Below are 17932 nucleotides of genomic sequence, written 5' to 3'. Positions count from 1 at the left end.
CTCGCCCAACGCTTACTGGATGTTCACGTCGACGCTCGCCGGAAGGTCGATGCGCATGAGCGCGTCGACCGTCTTCGGCGTCGGGTCGAGGATGTCGATCAGCCGCTTGTGGGTGCGCATCTCGAAGTGCTCGCGCGAGTCCTTGTACTTGTGCGGCGAGCGGATGACGCAGTAAACGTTCTTCTCGGTGGGCAGCGGCACCGGCCCAACCACAGAGGCGCCGGTGCGCGTGACCGTTTCCACGATCTTGCGTGCGCTGGCGTCGATCGCCTCGTGGTCGTAGGCCTTGAGCCGGATGCGGATCTTCTGTCCCGCCATGGTGGCAGCTCGTTCCTTCGTCTCGTGCCGCTATCTCAAACCAACGACGAGCGTCGGTTCTCGCACGTCAACGGGGTCTTCCCCGGTCCACGCGGTCGGGCGTGTCGCGCCCATTACGCAGACTGATCCCGCAGGATCGTTGTCGTGCCGCTGGTCTGTTACTCATGGAGCGCCGACGACGTCGGCAACTCCAGACTCACGGAAGCCGCAAGCCCAGGACACTCGCGACAGGGCGGCCGATTCTCTTGATGATTCCGGTAAGAATCGGCCGCCCCGCGTCGAGCAACCTTCATAGGATGCCATATCAAAACTTGGCACCCGCACCCGGGGGTGCTATCAGGCGATGATCTTGGTGACCTGACCAGCGCCAACGGTACGGCCACCCTCACGGATGGCGAACCGCAGACCCTCGTCCATCGCGATCGGCTGGATCAGCTTGACCGAGATGTGGGTGTTGTCGCCCGGCATGACCATTTCGGTGCCCTCGGGAAGGGTCACGACACCGGTCACGTCGGTGGTGCGGAAGTAGAACTGCGGGCGGTAGTTGTTGAAGAACGGCGTGTGCCGTCCACCCTCGTCCTTGGAAAGGATGTACACCGAAGCCTCGAAGTCGGTGTGCGGGGTGGTCGTGCCGGGCTTCACGATGACCTGACCGCGCTCGACGTCCTCGCGCTTGATACCACGCAGCAGCAGGGCGGCGTTGTCGCCGGCCTGGCCCGAGTCCAGCATCTTGTTGAACATCTCGATGCTGGTCACGGTGGTCTTGCGGGAGTCGGGGCGGATGCCGACGATCTCGACCTCTTCGTTCAGCTTGATCTCGCCACGCTCGATACGACCGGTGACGACGGTGCCGCGACCGGTGATCGTGAAGACGTCCTCGACGGGCATGAGGAACGGCTTGTCGGTGTCGCGGACGGGCTCCGGAACGCTGTCGTCGACGGCGTCCATGAGCTCAAGCACGCTCTGGGCCCACTTCTCGTCGCCCTCAAGCGCCTTCAGGCCGGAGACCTTGACGACCGGAGCGTCGTCACCGGGGAACTCCTGCGAGGACAGCAGCTCACGGACCTCCATCTCGACGAGTTCGAGGATTTCCTCGTCGTCGACCATGTCGGCCTTGTTCAGCGCGACGACGATGTAGGGCACACCCACCTGACGGGCGAGCAGCACGTGCTCACGCGTCTGCGGCATCGGGCCGTCAGTCGCCGCGACCACCAGGATCGCGCCGTCCATCTGGGCGGCACCGGTGATCATGTTCTTGATGTAGTCGGCGTGACCGGGGGCGTCGACGTGCGCGTAGTGGCGCTTCTCGGTCTGGTACTCGACGTGCGAGATGTTGATCGTGATACCGCGCTGCTTCTCCTCAGGCGCGTTGTCGATCTGGTCGAACGCACGCGACTGGTTCAGCTCCGGGTACCTGTCGTGGAGAACCTTGGTGATCGCCGCGGTCAGGGTCGTCTTGCCGTGGTCGACGTGACCAATGGTCCCGATGTTGACGTGCGGCTTGCTCCGCTCGAACTTCGCCTTCGCCACTGGAATGTCCTCCTGGACTACTTACTCGCGGTCCGGCGTGGCAGCCGGTCTGCGACTTGATCTGGTCGGTTGTGCGGACCTTAGGGGAGGCCCCTTTCGCGCCCGCGTTGGGTGCTGGTGGAGTGTTACTCCCCCGTCGCTTTCGCGATGATTTCCTTCGCGACGTTCGCAGGAACCTCGGCGTAGGAGTCGAACTGCATGGAGTAGTTCGCACGACCCTGGGTACGAGACCGCAGGTCGCCGACGTAACCGAACATCTCCGACAGCGGCACGAGCGCCTTGACGACACGCGTACCTGACCGCTCCTCCATGGCCTGAATCTGACCACGGCGGGAGTTCAGGTCGCCGATGACGTCACCCATGTAGTCCTCGGGTGTGGTCACCTCGACCGCCATCACCGGCTCCAGCAGTACCGGGCCCGCCTTCCTCGCGGCTTCCTTCATCGCCATGGAACCGGCGATCTTGAAGGCCATTTCCGAGGAGTCGACCTCGTGGTACGCACCATCCAACAAGGTGAACTTCAACCCGACGAGCGGGTAGCCGGCCAGCACGCCGTACTGCATGGCGTCCTGTGCGCCCGCGTCAACCGAAGGGATGTATTCCCTCGGAATGCGGCCACCGGTGACCTTGTTGTCGAACTCGTAAAGCGCACCGTCCGTGCTCTCCAACGGTTCGAGCTTGACGATCACCTTCGCGAACTGACCGGAACCACCGGTCTGCTTCTTGTGAACGTAATCGAGCTTCTCGACCGTGTTGCGGACGGTCTCGCGGTAAGCGACCTGCGGCTTACCGATGTTCGCCTCGACCTTGTAGTCGGACTTCATCCGGTTGACGAGCACCTCAAGGTGCAGCTCGCCCATACCCTCGATGATCGTCTGACCGGTCTCCTCGTCCTGGCTGACCCGGAATGTCGGGTCCTCCTCGGCGAGCTTCTGGATCGCGGTCGACAGCTTCTCCTGGTCGGCCTTCGTCTTGGGCTCGATGGCGACCTTGATGACCGGCTCGGGGAAGGTCATCGATTCGAGGACAACCGGGTTCTGCGGGTCGGCAAGGGTGTCACCGGTGGTGGTGTCCTTGAGACCGATCACCGCGTAGATGTGGCCGGCCTGGGCCTCGTCGACCGGGTTCTCCTTGTTGGAGTGCATCTGGAAGATCTTGCCGATCCGCTCCTTGCGCTCCTTGGTCGCGTTGACGACCTGAGTGCCGGCGGAGACCTTGCCCGAGTAGACCCGGATGTAGGTCAGCTTGCCGTAGAACGGGTGCGCCGCGATCTTGAAAGCCAGAGCCGCGAACGGCTCGTCGATCGAGGGCTTGCGGCTGATCGGCGTCTCGCCATCGGCAAGAATGCCTTCGACCGGCGGCTGGTCAAGCGGCGAAGGGAGGTAGTCGACGACGGCGTCGAGCATGGGCTGCACGCCCTTGTTCTTGAACGCCGACCCGGTCAGCACCGGGTACGCCTCGCGGGCGATGGTGAGCTTGCGGATACCGGCCTTGATCTCGGCCTCCGTCAGCTCCTCGCCACCGAAGTACTTCTCCATCAGCGCGTCATCGGTTTCCGCGATGGCTTCGACGAGCTTGTCGCGGTACTCGGCCGCCTGCTCGGCAAGCGCCTCCGGGATGTCCTCGACCGAGTAGTCCTCGCCCTTCTTGACATCGCCGCGCCAGGTCAGAGCCTTCATCCTGACCAGGTCGATGACGCCTTCGAATTCGCTCTCGGCGCCGATCGGCAGCTGGATGGGCAGCGGCTTGACACCGAGGCGCTCCTCGATGGTGCGCAGGGTGTAGTAGAAGTCGGCACCCAGCTTGTCCATCTTGTTGACGAAGCAGATCCGGGGGACCTCGTACTTGTCGGCCTGCCGCCAGACCTGTTCGGACTGCGGCTCGACGCCTTCCTTGCCGTCGAAGACGGCGACAGCACCGTCGAGCACGCGCAGGTTGCGCTCCACCTCGACGGTGAAGTCGACGTGACCAGGCGTGTCGATGATGTTGATCTGGTAATCGCCCCAGAAGGTGGTGGTGGCAGCCGAGGTGATGGTGATACCCCGCTTCTGCTCCTCCTCCATCCAGTCCATCGTCGCGGCGCCGTCGTGCACCTCGCCGAGCTTGTAGTTGATCCCGGTGTAGAACAGGATCCGCTCGGTGGTGGTGGTCTTACCGGCGTCGATGTGGGCCATGATGCCGATGTTGCGGACCTTGTTGAGGTCTCTCAGCACGTCACGTGCCACTTCAGTGTTCCCCTGTCTCAAGCTTGGGGCCCGGCATTGGTGTACGTCGGCTGCCGGGCGGCAGCGTTTACCTGCTGTTACTCGCTCACCAGCGGTAGTGAGCGAAAGCCTTGTTGGACTCGGCCATCTTGTGGGTGTCCTCGCGGCGCTTCACGCTGGCCCCGAGGCCGTTGCTCGCGTCGAGCAGCTCGTTCTGCAGGCGTTCGACCATCGTCTTCTCGCGACGCTGGCGAGCGAAGGTGACGATCCAACGAAGAGCAAGGGTCGTCGAACGGCCCGGCTTGACCTCGATCGGCACCTGGTAAGTAGCACCACCGACCCGGCGGCTCTTCACCTCAAGGGTGGGCCGCACGTTGTCGAGTGCGCGCTTCAGCGTGACGACCGGGTCGGTGCCGGTCTTGTCGCGAGCGCCTTCCAGCGCCCCGTACACGATGCGCTCGGCCAGCGAGCGCTTGCCGTCGGTCAGCACCTTGTTGACGAGCTGCGTGACAAGCGGCGAAGCGTAGACGGGGTCAGCGATCAGTGGCCGCTTCGGGGCCGGACCCTTGCGGGGCATTAGCTCTTCTCCTTCTTCGCGCCGTACCGGCTGCGCGCCTGCTTGCGGTTCTTCACGCCCTGTGTGTCGAGCGAACCGCGGATGATCTTGTAGCGAACACCCGGCAGGTCCTTAACACGGCCGCCACGCACGAGCACCATCGAGTGCTCCTGGAGGTTGTGGCCTTCACCGGGAATGTAGGCGGTGACCTCGATGCCGCTGGTCAGCTTTACACGCGCGACCTTGCGCAGCGCCGAGTTCGGCTTCTTGGGCGTCGTGGTGTACACGCGGGTGCACACGCCACGCCGCTGCGGGCTCCCCTTGAGCGCCGCGGTCTTCTGCTTGGCAGCCTTGTCCTGGCGGCCCTTGCGGACCAGCTGCTGGATCGTGGGCAATGGACCAGCTTTCTGTCGCGTCCTGTAGCTCTACAGCTCTGGCTTTGCTTGTCTCCCCGGTCCCCGAGGTCGGGCGTGTCGGCCCGCGTCAGGATCTTCCGATCCGTTAACGTCCCGTCGGGATTTCCGTGGAGCTCCGCTTGGCCATTACTGCGCGCTGAGCACCGAAGGCACTCAGCCGTGACCCAATGGCACACGGAGCAGCCCGACAGCCTGCCGGGCACGGTCGTCAAAGATACCCGCCCGTGCCGAACACGACCACATCGGGGGTCGCTTTTGACCCACGGCACGGCTTGGACGGGCGACTTGCATCATCCAGTCTACTGGACGGCGGCCTGCATAAAGGCCAGTTGCCCCGTCATACGGCGCATCGTGCCGGTTTGTGACAGCAACCATAGCCGCGAGTCGCCGTCGTGTCAGGGGGGCTCACGCAACTCGTCGCGGGGTGTTGCCCACAGTCGGTTCGAAGATCAAGAGTACGGGGCTCGACCCCGGCTCGGACACCCGGGCAGGACATCGAACCCGATCACCGCCCTCGCCCACACCGCGTTTAGCCCGCTAAACGCGGTGCTTAGCGTGTGCAAGTACAGCAGTTTGCCTGCTAAATGCGGTCGGCGGGTGCGCCAGTGACGTCGTTGAGATGGTGGACGAGGTCGTGGATGAAGTACTGGGCGAAAGTCGCCACGGTGAAGTGCGCGCCGTCAGAGCGGAAGCCTCCGCGATCCCACCGCGCGCCCGACACACCGTCGAACCGCGCGGCGAGCGTGTCGGCCGCTGCCGACAACCCGGCGGCGACGTCAGCAGGGTTCTGCTGGTCGTAGCGCGCCTCGATCGCCGCCGCGTCCTGATCCCAGTTGGGGTAGCCCGGCTCATCCTCGGTCAGCATCAGCACGAGTCGTTCGTCGTAGAGCTGGCACACGTCGCGGACGTGGCAGGCGTATTCGAGTGGCGACCAGCGGTCGGGCCGAGGACGGACCCGCACGTCTTCCTCTGCCAGCACCTCGCGCCACGCGTCGGCGCTGGCGCGCAGGAGCGCGGAAACCTCGGCCGGAGCGACGATGGCCGCGTCGAACCCGCATTCGGGGCAGGGTGCGCGGAGAACCCAGGTCCAGTCTTTGGTGTCAGGAACAATCACCGGCTCATCATGTGCCCGGCGACCCTCCAGGACCAGCGACGTTTCCTGATGCTGGTTTCAGCATCCCTGCAAGATCCGCGCGCGCCGTTCCGGGAACCCCCGAACAGCATTTAGCCCGCTAACTGCGGTTCGGGGCTAGAGCCAGCCGTGGTCGGCGGCTTTGCGGGCCGCCTCGGACCGGCTCCTGGCGTCGAGTTTGGCCATCGTCGAGGACACGTAGTTGCGCACCGTCCCCGCCGACAGGTTCAGCTCGCGCGCGATGTCGGACGTGGTCGAATGGTCGTCGACGAGCCGGAGGACAGCCAGTTCCCGTTCGGTCAACGGGCAGGCGGGTTCGGCGAGTGCTTCGGCCGCGAATTCGGGATCCACGTACCGCAGGCCGGCGTGCACCCTGCGGATCACGTCGGCGAGCAGTGTCGCCGGCGCCGTCTTCGCGAGAAACCCGCCTGCGCCGAGCGACAGCGCCTGGCGCAGCACCCCGGGCCGCGCGTGCCTGGTCAGCATCACGCACCGGACCGAGGGATGCTCTTCGGCCATCCGCTCAAGCACGTCCAGTCCGCCGAGGCCCGGCATTTCCAGGTCGACGACGAGTACGTCGGGTTCGTGCTCGGCCACCGCCGCGAGACCGCTTTCGCCGTCGGCCGCGCCCGCGACGACGCGCAGTCCCTGTTCGAGGTTGAGCAGGGCCTCGACGGCCTCTCGCGTCAAGCGCTCGTCATCGACGAGAATCACCTTGATCATCGTGGAACCCTTGCCCGCACGGCGAAAACGCCCTCGTCACTGTCCATTTCGGTCTCAAGTCTGCCGCCCGCGTGTTCGAGCCTGCGACTCAGCCGCGCGAGACCGGTGCCCTCGGCGCGGGCCATCGGTGCGGCACCGTCGTTGGTGACCATCAACGCGGTGCCGTCGACGTCGCAGTTCAGCAAGACAGTGCAGGCCGAAGGCGAGGCATGCCGCAGCAGGTTGGTCACCGCTTCCCGCAACACCCTTCCGAGCAGTTCGCTCGTCCTGTCGTCCAGTTCCGGAGTTTCAGCGGGAAAGGCGCATCCGATTCCCGCCGACGACAACAGGGTCTTCGCAGAGGTCAGTTCGGCGGCGAGATGCGTCGTGCGCCTACCGTGCACGAGATCTCTGACGTCCCGCAGTGCGGTTCGCGCGAGCGTGTGCACCTCGGCCATCTCCGCCGCTGACCGACGTGGGTCAGCGGTGCTCAATCGGGTAGCAAGTTCACTCTTCAGCGCGACGACTTCGAGAGCGTGACCGAGGATGTCGTGCAGGTCGCCCGCGAGGCGGAGGCGTTCCCTTGCCGTCGCGAGTTCGCCCGCGGCTTTGCGGGCTCTCTCCAGTTCCAGGGTCAACGCCCACTGCCGGATGTTGCTCGACTCGGCGTAGCCGAACACCACCGCGACCGCACCAGCCCCGAGCGCGAGCCGCACGACCGCCCAGCCTTCAAGATGCGCGGCGAACAGGGCGGTTCCACCGACGGCGAGCACGGTGATCATGCCGATGCCGACAGCGAGCCTCCGTCCTTCCACGACCGGCCTGCCGATGAGCACCTGCGTCGTGACGGCTCCGACGAGCAGGGACCACAACACGTTGCCTTCGTCGAAGTACACGGCGACACAGGTGGCCGCGATCGCCACCAGCGCGGGTATGACAGCAACACCGAGCGGCTGAGCCTGAGCTGGTTCCCTGAGCGCGCTGAGAATGCGACGGGTATGCAGGGTGAGCGCGGCGGCCAGCAGGAGGACGAAGCCGGTGCCGACCGGACTGTCGAGCCCACCGGGAATGGTGCTGATGAGCAGGACACCGACGACGGCCACCGAACCGAGGGCGATGTCGCGGCAGTATCTCCGCAGTGGGGCGAGCTGCGCTGGCTCACCGTGGTCGGGGCGCGGCACGAGCCGAACGTAACAGCACATGACAGGTGTCAGGTCTCCTGCCGCCGCTCGTCACATTCGGACATCACGGCAGCAACTACCCGACAGGTCGGCGCTTGAACACCGTGTGGTCGAAAACGGCGAGACGAGCGGGGGTGCGGCCGAGAAACCGACCACGGTGCAGACACCGCGGTCGTGGCAGTCGTCAAGCAGCCGCGACGACGTCGAGGGCGGGCTCGCGCGGATGGACCCGCGAGGCAGGCGCGACATCGCGACGGGCAGGTCGTCCGGTGGGGCAGATCGGCTCGGCCGACCCCGAGTTGTCGGGGACCGACTCCGCGCACGAAACGGCCCCGAGGCGCGGGAGGCACCTCGGGGCCGTTGCTCGTGTTGCGGTGTTTACCGGAAGTCGCGACCGAAGTCGTAGTCGTCCAGCGGCACCGCGGCACCTGTGCCGGTACCGAACACATCCGGGGTGTAGTAACCGTCGTCGTAGGACGGGATCGCGTATGCGGCGACCCGCGCCTCCTCGGTCGGCTGAACCTGGATGTTGCGGTACCTGTTGATGCCCGTACCGGCCGGGATCAACTTACCGATGATCACGTTTTCCTTGAGGCCGACGAGCTTGTCGCTGCGGCCGTTGATGGCCGCGTCGGTCAGCACCCTCGTCGTCTCCTGGAAGGACGCGGCCGACAGCCACGAATCCGTGGTCAGCGACGCCTTCGTGATACCCATCAGCACGGGACGGCCGGAGGCGGGCTCGCCACCCTCGGCGACCGACTGCCGGTTGATGTGCTCGAACCTCGTCCGTTCCGGCAGTTCGCCAGGCAGGAACTCGGTCGCACCGGAGTCGATGATCGTGACGCGCCGCAGCATCTGCCGCACGATGACCTCGATGTGCTTGTCGTGGATCGACACACCCTGCGCGCGGTACACCTTCTGAACCTCGTCGACGAGGTGCATCTGCGCCTCGCGCGGGCCCATCACTCGGAGCACCTCGTGCGGGTCGGGCGTGCCTTCCAGCAGGAGCTGGCCGACATTCACGTGGTCGCCGTCGGCGAGCGGGCCGTCAGGGCCCACCGCGAGCCGCTGCCGCTTCGACAGCTTGTCGAAGACGATCTCCTCGCTGCCGTCGTCAGGAATCAGCGTGATCTTCCAGAACCGCTCGCTCTCCTCGATGCGCACGCGGCCATCGACGTCGGCGATCGGCGCCTTGCCCTTCGGGACCCTCGCCTCGAACAGCTCGGTGACACGGGGCAGACCCGTGGTGATGTCGTCACCTGCGACACCACCCTGGTGGAAGGTACGCATCGTGAGCTGGGTACCCGGCTCACCGATGGACTGGGCGGCGACGATACCGACAGCCTCGCCGACATCGACGAGCTTGCCGGTCGCCATCGACCTGCCGTAGCAGGTCGCGCAGACACCCTGGGCCGATTCGCAGGTGAGCACGCTGCGCACCTTGATCTTGGTGACCCCGGTCGAGATCAGCGTCTCGATGGCGGGGTCGCCGAGGTCGTCGGCGGCGTTGAACACCACGTTGCCCTGAGCGTCGACGGCGTCGGTCGCCAGCGTCCTCGCGTAGGCGGAGGTCTCGACGTATTGCGTCCTGATGACCCTGCCGTCGGGAAGCGTCTCGCCGATGATCATGTTGATGCCGCGGCTGGTGCCGCAGTCGACCTCGCGAACGATGACGTCCTGCGACACGTCCACCAGACGCCGGGTCAGGTAACCCGAGTCGGCGGTACGCAGAGCGGTGTCGGCGAGTCCCTTCCTCGCACCGTGGGTGGCGATGAAGTACTCCGCCACCGAAAGGCCCTCACGGAAGTTCGACTTGATCGGGCGCGGGATGTACTCACCCTTCGGGTTGGACACCAGACCACGCATACCGGCAAGCGACCTGACCTGGGTCATGTTGCCCGCCGCGCCGGACTTCACGATCATCGAGATCGGGTTGTCCTCGGGGAAGTGCTCCTCCATGACCTTCGCGACGTCTTCGGTCGCCTGGCCCCACACCTTGACGAGCTCGTTGTTGCGCTCGATGTGGGAGAGCTGGCCACGCTGGTAGCGCTTCTCCACCTGGGAAGCCCTCGCCTCGTACTGGTCGAGGATCTCCTTCTTCTCCGGCGGGACGAGCACGTCGGAGATGGCCACCGTGACACCGGAGCGCGTCGCCCAGAAGAAACCGGCGTCCTTGAGCCGGTCGAGGGTCTGCGCGACCTGCGTCATCGAGTACCGCTCGGCGAGGTCGTTGACGATGACCGCCTGCCGCTTCTTGGGCAGCGGCTCGTTGACGAACGGGTAGTCGGCAGGCAGCAGTTCGTTGAAGAGGACCCTGCCGAGGGTGGTCTCGGCCAGCCACGGCTGGCCGGGTTCCCATCCCGCTTCCCGCAGACCGGCTTCGGCTGCCTTCGGCGGCTGCCGGTCCTTGACCCTGATCTTCACCGGGGCGTGCAGGCCGACCTGCTTCATGTCGAAGGCCATGATCGCCTCGGCGACCGAGGAGTACGCCTGGCCGGAGCCCTGTGCACTCTCGTCGAGCCTGGTCAGATGGAACAGGCCGGTGACCATGTCCAGCCGCGGCATGGCCAGCGGGCGACCGGAGGCAGGCGACAGGATGTTGTTGGCCGACAGCATCAGGATGCGGGCCTCGGCCTGCGCCTCAGCCGACAGCGGAAGGTGGACCGCCATCTGGTCACCGTCGAAGTCGGCGTTGAACGCCTCGCACACCAGCGGGTGGAGCTGGATGGCCTTGCCTTCGACCAGTTGCGGCTCGAACGCCTGGATACCCAGCCTGTGCAGGGTGGGCGCCCTGTTGAGCAGCACGGGGTGGCCGTTGATGACCTCTTCCAGCACGTCCCACACCTGCGGACGAGCGCGCTCCACCATCCGCTTCGCGGACTTGATGTTCTGCGCGTGGTTGAGGTCGACGAGCCGCTTCATGACGAACGGCTTGAACAGTTCGAGCGCCATGTCCTTCGGCAGGCCGCACTGGTGCAGCTTGAGCTGCGGCCCCACGATGATGACCGAACGGCCCGAGTAGTCGACCCGCTTGCCGAGCAGGTTCTGGCGGAACCGGCCCTGCTTGCCCTTGAGCAGGTCGGAAAGCGACTTCAGCGGACGGTTGCCCGGTCCGGTGACCGGACGGCCGCGGCGGCCGTTGTCGAACAGCGCGTCGACGGCCTCTTGCAGCATCCGCTTCTCGTTGTTGACGATGATCTCGGGTGCGCCGAGGTCGATGAGTCGCTTCAGCCGGTTGTTCCGGTTGATCACCCTGCGGTACAGGTCGTTGAGGTCCGAGGTGGCGAAGCGGCCACCGTCGAGCTGGACCATGGGACGCAGCTCCGGCGGGATCACCGGGACGGCGTCGAGAACCATGCCGCGCGGGTCGTTGCCCGTCGCCTGGAAGGCGGCGACGACCTTGAGCCGCTTGAGCGCACGCAGCTTCTTCTGGCCCTTGCCGTTGCGGATGGTGTCGCGCAGCGACTCCGCCTCGGCGCCGACGTCGAACTCGGTGGCCAGCTTCTGGATGGCCTCGGCACCCATGCCGCCGGTGAAGTACTCGCCGTAGCGGTCGATCAGCTCGCGGTAGAGCAGCTCGTCGACGATGAGCTGGCGCGGTTCGAGTTTGGTGAAGGTGGACCACACCTCTTCGAGGCGGTCCAGTTCACGCTGAGCGCGGTCGCGGAGCTGCCGCATCTCGCGCTCGCCGCCCTCCTTGACCTTGCGGCGGACGTCGGCCTTCGCGCCCTCGCCCTCCAGCTCGGCGAGGTCGGCCTCCAGCTTCTGCGCCCTCGCCTCGATGTCGGCGTCGCGCTTGGCCTCGACGTTCTTGCGCTCGACGCTGATCTCGTTCTCCAGCGTCGGCTGATCGTTGTGCCGCAGCTCGGTGTTCACACCGGTGATCACGTAGGCGGCGAAGTAGATGATCTTTTCGAGATCCTTCGGCGCCAGGTCGAGCAGGTAGCCCAGCCGCGACGGAACACCCTTGAAGTACCAGATGTGGGTGACGGGGGCGGCCAGTTCGATGTGGCCCATCCGCTCACGGCGGACCTTCGCCCTCGTGACCTCGACACCGCAGCGCTCGCAGATGATGCCCTTGAAGCGGACCCGCTTGTACTTACCGCAGTAGCACTCCCAGTCGCGGGTGGGACCGAAGATCTTCTCGCAGAAGAGCCCGTCCTTCTCCGGCTTGAGCGTGCGGTAGTTGATGGTCTCCGGCTTCTTGACCTCACCGAAGGACCACTGACGGATGTCGTCGGCGGTGGCCAGCCCGATCCGGAGCTCGTCGAAGAAATTGACGTCCAGCACTAGTCCGCCTCTCCGAAACTTTGAAGTAGTTGCGTTCCGAGGGAACGGTTACGACTCATGATTTCCTTTGGCCTTGCGACAAGAGGTGGCTGGTTACTGGACGACGTCATCAACCGATGGTGACTCGTTGCGAGACAGGTTGATGCCGAGGTTCGCCGCGGCGCGTTCGAGGTCCTCGTCGTCGGAGTCGCGCATCTCGATCGCGGCTCCGTCGCTGGAGAGCACCTCGACGTTGAGGCACAGCGACTGCAATTCCTTCAGCAACACCTTGAACGACTCCGGGATACCCGGCGACGGCATGTTCTCGCCCTTGACGATCGCCTCGTAGACCTTCACGCGGCCGAGCACGTCGTCGGACTTGATGGTGAGCAGCTCTTGCAGCGTGTATGCCGCGCCGTAGGCCTGCATCGCCCAGCACTCCATCTCACCGAAGCGCTGGCCACCGAACTGTGCCTTACCACCAAGCGGCTGCTGGGTGATCATCGAGTACGGACCCGTCGACCTGGCGTGGATCTTGTCGTCCACCATGTGGTGCAGCTTCAGGATGTACATGTAGCCGACCGACACCGGGTACGGGAACGGCTCGCCGGAACGTCCGTCGAGCAGCACTGCCTTGCCCTCGGGGCCGACCATGCGGTCGCCGTCGCGGTTCGGCTTCGTGCAGGAGAGCAGCCCCATGAGCTCCTCTTCCTTGGCGCCGTCGAACACCGGGGTCGCGGTGTTCGTGCCTGGCTCGACGTTCCGAAGATCCTCGGAGAGGTTCTTCGCCCAGTCCGGAGCACCCTCGACCTGCCAGCCCTGGGAGGCGAGCCAGCCGAGGTGCAGTTCGAGGATCTGGCCGATGTTCATCCTTCGCGGCACACCGTGGGTGTTCAGCACGATGTCGACCGGAGTGCCGTCCTCCATGAACGGCATGTCTTCGACCGGCAGGATCTTGCCGATGACGCCCTTGTTGCCGTGTCGTCCGGCGAGCTTGTCGCCGTCCTGGATCTTGCTCTTCTTCGCCACGTAGACGCGGACGAGCTCGTTGACGCCGGGGGGCAGCTCGTCGTCGTCCTCGCGGGAGAAGACCCTGATACCGATGACCTTGCCGGTCTCGCCGTGCGGCACCTTGAGCGAGGTGTCACGGACCTCGCGCGCCTTCTCGCCGAAGATCGCGCGGAGCAGCCGCTCCTCGGGGGTCAGCTCGGTCTCGCCCTTCGGCGTGACCTTGCCGACCAAGATGTCGCCGTCACGAACCTCGGCACCGATGCGGATGATGCCGCGCTCGTCGAGGTCGGCGAGCACGTCCTCGGAGACGTTCGGGATGTCCCTCGTGATCTCCTCGGCACCGAGCTTGGTGTCGCGGGCGTCGATCTCGTGCTCCTCGATGTGGATCGAGGTGAGCACGTCGTCCTGGACCAGCCGCTGCGAGATGACGATGGCGTCCTCGTAGTTGTGGCCTTCCCACGGCATGACCGCGACGAGCAGGTTCTTGCCGAGCGCCATCTCGCCCTTGTCGGTCGAGGGACCGTCGGCGATGACCTGGCCCTGCTCGACCCTGTCGCCCTCACTGACGACGGGACGGTGGTTGAAGCAGGTGCCCGCGTTGGTGCGACGGAACTTGTACAGTCCGTAGCTCTTCCGCGTGCCGTCGTCGTGCATGATCGTGACCATGTCGGCCGAGAGTTCCTCGACGACACCGGCCTGCTCGGCGACGAGTACGTCACCCGCGTCGACGGCGGCCGTGAGCTCCACGCCGGTACCGACGAGCGGCGACTCGTTCCGCAGCAGCGGAACGGCCTGACGCTGCATGTTCGCGCCCATCAGGGCACGGTTGGCGTCGTCGTGTTCGAGGAACGGGATCATGCCGGTGGCGACGGAGACCATCTGCCGAGGCGACACGTCCATGTAGTCGACCTCAAGCGGGTCGATCAGCTCGACCTCGCCGCCCTTGCGACGACCGAGGACGCTCTCCTCAATGAAGTGCCCGTCGTCGCCGATGGGCGCGTTGGCCTGCGCCTTGACGAAGCGGTCTTCCTCGTCGGCCGTGAGGTAGTCGACCTGGTCGGTGACCCTGCCCTCGACGACCTTGCGGTAGGGGGTTTCGATGAAACCGAACGGGTTGACCCTCGCGTAGGAGCACAGCGAGCCGATCAGACCGATGTTCGGGCCTTCCGGCGTCTCGATCGGGCACATCCGGCCGTAGTGGCTGGGGTGCACGTCGCGAACGTCCATGCCCGCGCGCTCACGGGAGAGACCGCCGGGGCCGAGCGCCGAGAGGCGGCGCTTGTGAGTCAGGCCCGAAAGCGGGTTGTTCTGGTCCATGAACTGCGAGAGCTGGGAGGTTCCGAAGAACTCCTTGATCGCGGCCACGACGGGACGGATGTTGATCAGGGTCTGCGGCGTGATCGCCTCGACGTCCTGGGTGGTCATCCGCTCGCGGACGACGCGCTCCATGCGGGAAAGGCCGACCCGGATCTGGTTCTGGATCAGCTCGCCGACGGTGCGCAGGCGACGGTTGCCGAAGTGGTCGATGTCGTCGGTCTCGACGGGCACCTCTACGTCGTGCGCCTTCATCGTCTCCTCGCCCGCGTGCAGGCGGACGAGGTATTCGATGGTGGTGACGATGTCCTCTTCGGTCAGCGTGCCGGTGTCGTAGGGAAGGCCGAGACCGAGCTTCTTGTTGATCTTGTAACGACCGACCTTGGCGAGGTCGTAGCGCTTGTCCTTGAAGAACAGGTTCTCCAGGAGCGTCTGTGCGCTCTCCTTCGTCGGCGGCTCACCGGGACGCAGCTTGCGGTAGATGTCGAGCAGCGCCTCGTCGGTCCCCGCCGTGTGGTCCTTCTCAAGCGTGGCGAGCAGCGTCTCGGAGAACGAGAAGCGCTCCCTGATCGCCTCGGTGGTCCAGCCAAGCGCCTTCAGCAGCACCGTGACCGGCTGCCGCCGCTTGCGGTCGATGCGCACGCCGACGGTGTCGCGCTTGTCGACATCGAATTCGAGCCACGCACCACGGCTCGGGATGATCTTGACGCTGAAGACGTCCTTGTCGGTCGTCTTGTCGACGGCCTGGTCGTAGTACACACCCGGCGAACGGACGAGCTGCGAGACGACGACGCGCTCGGTGCCGTTGATGATGAAAGTGCCCTTGTCGGTCATCACGGGGAAGTCACCCATGAAGACCGTCTGGCTCTTGATCTCGCCGGTGTTGTTGTTGACGAACTCGGCGGTGACGAACAACGGCGCCGCGTAGGTCATGTCCTTGTCCTTGCACTCCTCGACTGAGGCTTTCACCTCGTCGAAGCGCGGATCGGAAAAAGACAGGGACATCGATCCGGAGAAGTCCTCGATCGGTGAGATCTCGTTGAGGACCTCTTCAAGACCACCGACCGGGCTTTCGTCGCCCTCGTTGACGCGGAGTTCAAACCACGCCTCCGAGCCGGTAAACCATTCGAATGACCGAATCTGCACGTCAAGCAGGTTGGGAGTGCTCAGCGGTTCGCGGATCTTCGCGAAAGATACCCGCTTGGGTGCTCCTGGGATTCCCGTTGACTTCTCAGCCGAGTTGGTCGCAGCAGTGGCCTGGTTCGCGGGAGAGACTGCCAAGATGCGTCCTTCCGGGGACATAGCGGTTGAGCAGCCGCGTTAGCAACTAGCAACACGAACTGTCAAGGGTGCGGTGTTGCCGACCATCCTAGCTCCCAGTTTAAGGCAGCCTGAAAGTGGGCAGCGCAAAGAAGCAGTCTAGCCCTGAAGACGCCGGTTGTCGAGGGGGCTTGCCCGACGGGCGCCCAGCCTCCTGTGTCGTCTCCTGGCTCGCCTCCCGCAAGGCTCGCCGTTGCCTGTAAGCGTGAACCCCCGGGGACGCTGAGTCAAGCGCCCACGCGTTCTTGCAGTCGCATGGCGCAGTCAGTTGCCTGCGGGGGGTTGACCCCCCTGACCCGCTGGTCCCGGGGTGGGCGCAGGCTGCCCGGCGGCATAGGTGTCCATGTCGGTCACCTTCCACTCGCCATCGCGCTTTTCGCTGGTGAACCACAGTGCGGCACTGCCGGCGGAGGTCTGGTTGTCCTCGGTCCGCGTCGCCGTCTGGTCGATGTAGACCATGACCTTGGCGCGGTCGTCGTTCAGCATCAGCACGGCGCTGCGCGTCGTCTTCACGGTGACGACGATCTTCTGCTCCGGCGCGACCCGCTTCACTTCGCCCATCAAGGCTTGGTACTTCTTCTTGACCTCGTCGTTGACGAGGAGCTGGTCCGCTGCCTGCTCCGTCTTGCCGATGTCGTTGTAGTCGATGGAGAACAACCTTTCGGCCGCCGTACCCATCGCCTCCTTGACCTGCGTCGTGCCCTGCACGTCGACGAGTGCGGCGTTGCCTGCCGCGGTTTCGGCCTCGCTCTGCCTCATGTTGAAGAAGAAAGCCAGTCCTCCGAAGGCGAGCGCGAGCACGAGGAGCACGGCGACGAGTGCGTATCCCCTGTTTCCCTTGTGCCCCTTGGTCTTCCGGTCCCCAGCACCGCGCACGGGGAAGCGGCGAGCACGGGAGGGCTCGACGGCGCTCACCGTCGCGGTCACGTCGTCCTGGCTGGCGGGCTTGGGGGTGCCGGTGTCGCGCACCTTCCTGCGCGGCCCCGGCCTCGGCTTCGCGGCCTTGGGTTCGTCGTCGTCCTCGGCCTCGGTTTCGAGTTCGGCTTCCGGTTCCGGCGGCGGTTCCTGATCGACAGGCGGAGGATCCGTCGGCTCAGGAGCGGGCACGGCCGTCGGGTCGGAACCGACATCGGTGACCTGGGTCGCGTCGTCGAACCGGTCGGTGTCCTGCTCGCGCGGAGCCGGACTCGGTGACGCCGGCTTGCGCAGTCCCGCGACGCGGGGCCTGCCGGAGGGGCGCGGGGGCTGCGGCATACGGGGGGAGGATGGCACGGGTGACTCCGTTCTGACCGGCTACTGGCCCGCTTGGGCGATGGGCACTTCGCCGATGTTCGACAGCTTCCAGGTGCCCTTGTCGTCGACGCGCAGCATCTCAAGTTCGAGCCGCAAGACCTTGGTGCCTTTCTGATCCCCCTGGGCGACCTCGGTGCGAACGGTGGCGAGGACGCTGGCCTTGCCGGCCCTGACGTCGAGTTCCTGCACGCCCACGTCCTGGACCGTCGAGACGACCTTGGTTTTCGCCTCGGCGATGGTCTTGCGGTACTGGTCGGCGTTCTCGTTCATCTGATTCAGCAGGTCGCCGGTCGCGATGTCGCGCTGCCGCTGGAAGTAGGCGTCGGGGTCCTCGTAGTCCAGCTCGGTGAGCGCGATCACCGCCGATCCCGTCGAGCGCACGACGTCCTCGCGTTCGGCCGCGACGCCGCTCGCCTCGTTGCCGGAGGTGACCCACCACGAGATGCCGAAGTAGACCGCGGTGACCAGCGCGGCCAGCGCGAGCGCCGCGCTGCCGAAGGTCAGCCACTTCGGCGGGCCACCACTGGTGGTCTCCTCGGCAACAGTGCTGCCGTCCTCGGTGACCTCGGTGGCGGCGACGTCCGTGCTGGTCTCGTCTCCGCTGTCCGACGGCTCTCCGGGGGACTCCTGCGGCTCCTTCGCCGCCGGCTCGTCCGAACTCATAGCGCTCCAGGGTAGGTCTGACA

The 17932-nt window shown here is 65.5% G+C and carries 12 protein-coding genes; all 12 read right to left on the bottom strand.

The genetic code is table 11. The features are described 5' to 3' along the window. Positions 1-12: 12 nt before the first annotated feature. Positions 13-318 carry a 30S ribosomal protein S10 gene (gene rpsJ / locus BAY61_RS02765; RefSeq protein ID WP_003883485.1) on the bottom strand — a complete coding sequence of 102 codons (306 nt, stop codon included), beginning with the start codon at positions 316-318 and terminating at the stop codon, positions 13-15. A 336-nt stretch (positions 319-654) separates the two neighbouring features. Beyond that, complete coding sequence (tuf, locus tag BAY61_RS02760; protein WP_091802124.1) at positions 655-1848, bottom strand: elongation factor Tu; 1194 nt, start codon at positions 1846-1848, stop codon at positions 655-657. A gap of 125 nt (positions 1849-1973) precedes the next feature. Next, entirely contained in the window at positions 1974-4073 is a 2100-nt protein-coding gene (fusA, locus tag BAY61_RS02755) for an elongation factor G (RefSeq protein WP_091802122.1), read from the bottom strand. A gap of 85 nt (positions 4074-4158) precedes the next feature. Continuing rightward, entirely contained in the window at positions 4159-4629 is a 471-nt protein-coding gene (rpsG, locus tag BAY61_RS02750) for a 30S ribosomal protein S7 (protein ID WP_091802118.1), read from the bottom strand. Beyond that, positions 4629-5003: a 30S ribosomal protein S12 gene (gene rpsL / locus BAY61_RS02745; protein WP_003102113.1), complete on the bottom strand. Its 375-nt coding sequence runs from the start codon at positions 5001-5003 to the stop codon at positions 4629-4631. The genes rpsG and rpsL overlap by 1 nt, the downstream gene beginning before the upstream one ends. A 601-nt stretch (positions 5004-5604) precedes the next feature. Further along, the gene (locus BAY61_RS02740) at positions 5605-6138 is read right to left on the bottom strand and encodes a DinB family protein (RefSeq protein WP_091802115.1); all 534 of its coding nucleotides are present in this window, start codon (positions 6136-6138) and stop codon (positions 5605-5607) included. Between the two features lie 135 nt (positions 6139-6273). After that, positions 6274-6879: a response regulator gene (locus BAY61_RS02735; protein WP_091802112.1), complete on the bottom strand. Its 606-nt coding sequence runs from the start codon at positions 6877-6879 to the stop codon at positions 6274-6276. Further along, a complete protein-coding gene (locus BAY61_RS02730) occupies positions 6876-8039 on the bottom strand; it encodes a sensor histidine kinase (protein WP_170140127.1) in 1164 nt (387 codons plus the stop codon). Before BAY61_RS02730 ends, BAY61_RS02735 begins: the two co-directional genes overlap by 4 nt. A 378-nt stretch (positions 8040-8417) precedes the next feature. After that, on the bottom strand, positions 8418-12329 hold the full coding sequence (locus tag BAY61_RS02725; protein ID WP_091802105.1) for a DNA-directed RNA polymerase subunit beta': 3912 nt from the start codon (positions 12327-12329) through the stop codon (positions 8418-8420). 93 nt (positions 12330-12422) lie between these two features. Continuing rightward, positions 12423-15914 carry a DNA-directed RNA polymerase subunit beta gene (rpoB, locus tag BAY61_RS02720; RefSeq protein WP_091802102.1) on the bottom strand — a complete coding sequence of 1164 codons (3492 nt, stop codon included), beginning with the start codon at positions 15912-15914 and terminating at the stop codon, positions 12423-12425. Positions 15915-16217: 303 nt separating this feature from the next. Then, a complete protein-coding gene (locus BAY61_RS02715; RefSeq protein WP_091802100.1) occupies positions 16218-17207 on the bottom strand; it encodes a hypothetical protein in 990 nt (329 codons plus the stop codon). A gap of 39 nt (positions 17208-17246) precedes the next feature. Further along, entirely contained in the window at positions 17247-17909 is a 663-nt protein-coding gene (locus BAY61_RS02710) for a hypothetical protein (RefSeq protein ID WP_091802098.1), read from the bottom strand. Between the last annotated feature and the right edge of the window lie 23 nt (positions 17910-17932).

This window comes from Prauserella marina (assembly GCF_002240355.1).
GTDB lineage: Bacteria > Actinomycetota > Actinomycetes > Mycobacteriales > Pseudonocardiaceae > Prauserella_A > Prauserella_A marina.
The sequence above is the reverse complement of the archived record's forward strand: the minus strand, read 5'-3'. Positions and strand labels throughout refer to the sequence as shown.

Excerpts from the sequence above, each read along its gene's own strand:
- BAY61_RS02715 (WP_091802100.1), bottom strand. The coding sequence starts at position 17,207 with ATGCCGCAGCCCCCGCGCCCCTCCGGCAGGCCCCGCGTCGCGGGACTG.
- rpsJ (WP_003883485.1), bottom strand. The coding sequence starts at position 318 with ATGGCGGGACAGAAGATCCGCATCCGGCTCAAGGCCTACGACCACGAG.
- BAY61_RS02735 (WP_091802112.1), bottom strand. The coding sequence starts at position 6,879 with ATGATCAAGGTGATTCTCGTCGATGACGAGCGCTTGACGCGAGAGGCC.
- rpsG (WP_091802118.1), bottom strand. The coding sequence starts at position 4,629 with ATGCCCCGCAAGGGTCCGGCCCCGAAGCGGCCACTGATCGCTGACCCC.
- BAY61_RS02710 (WP_091802098.1), bottom strand. The coding sequence starts at position 17,909 with ATGAGTTCGGACGAGCCGGCGGCGAAGGAGCCGCAGGAGTCCCCCGGA.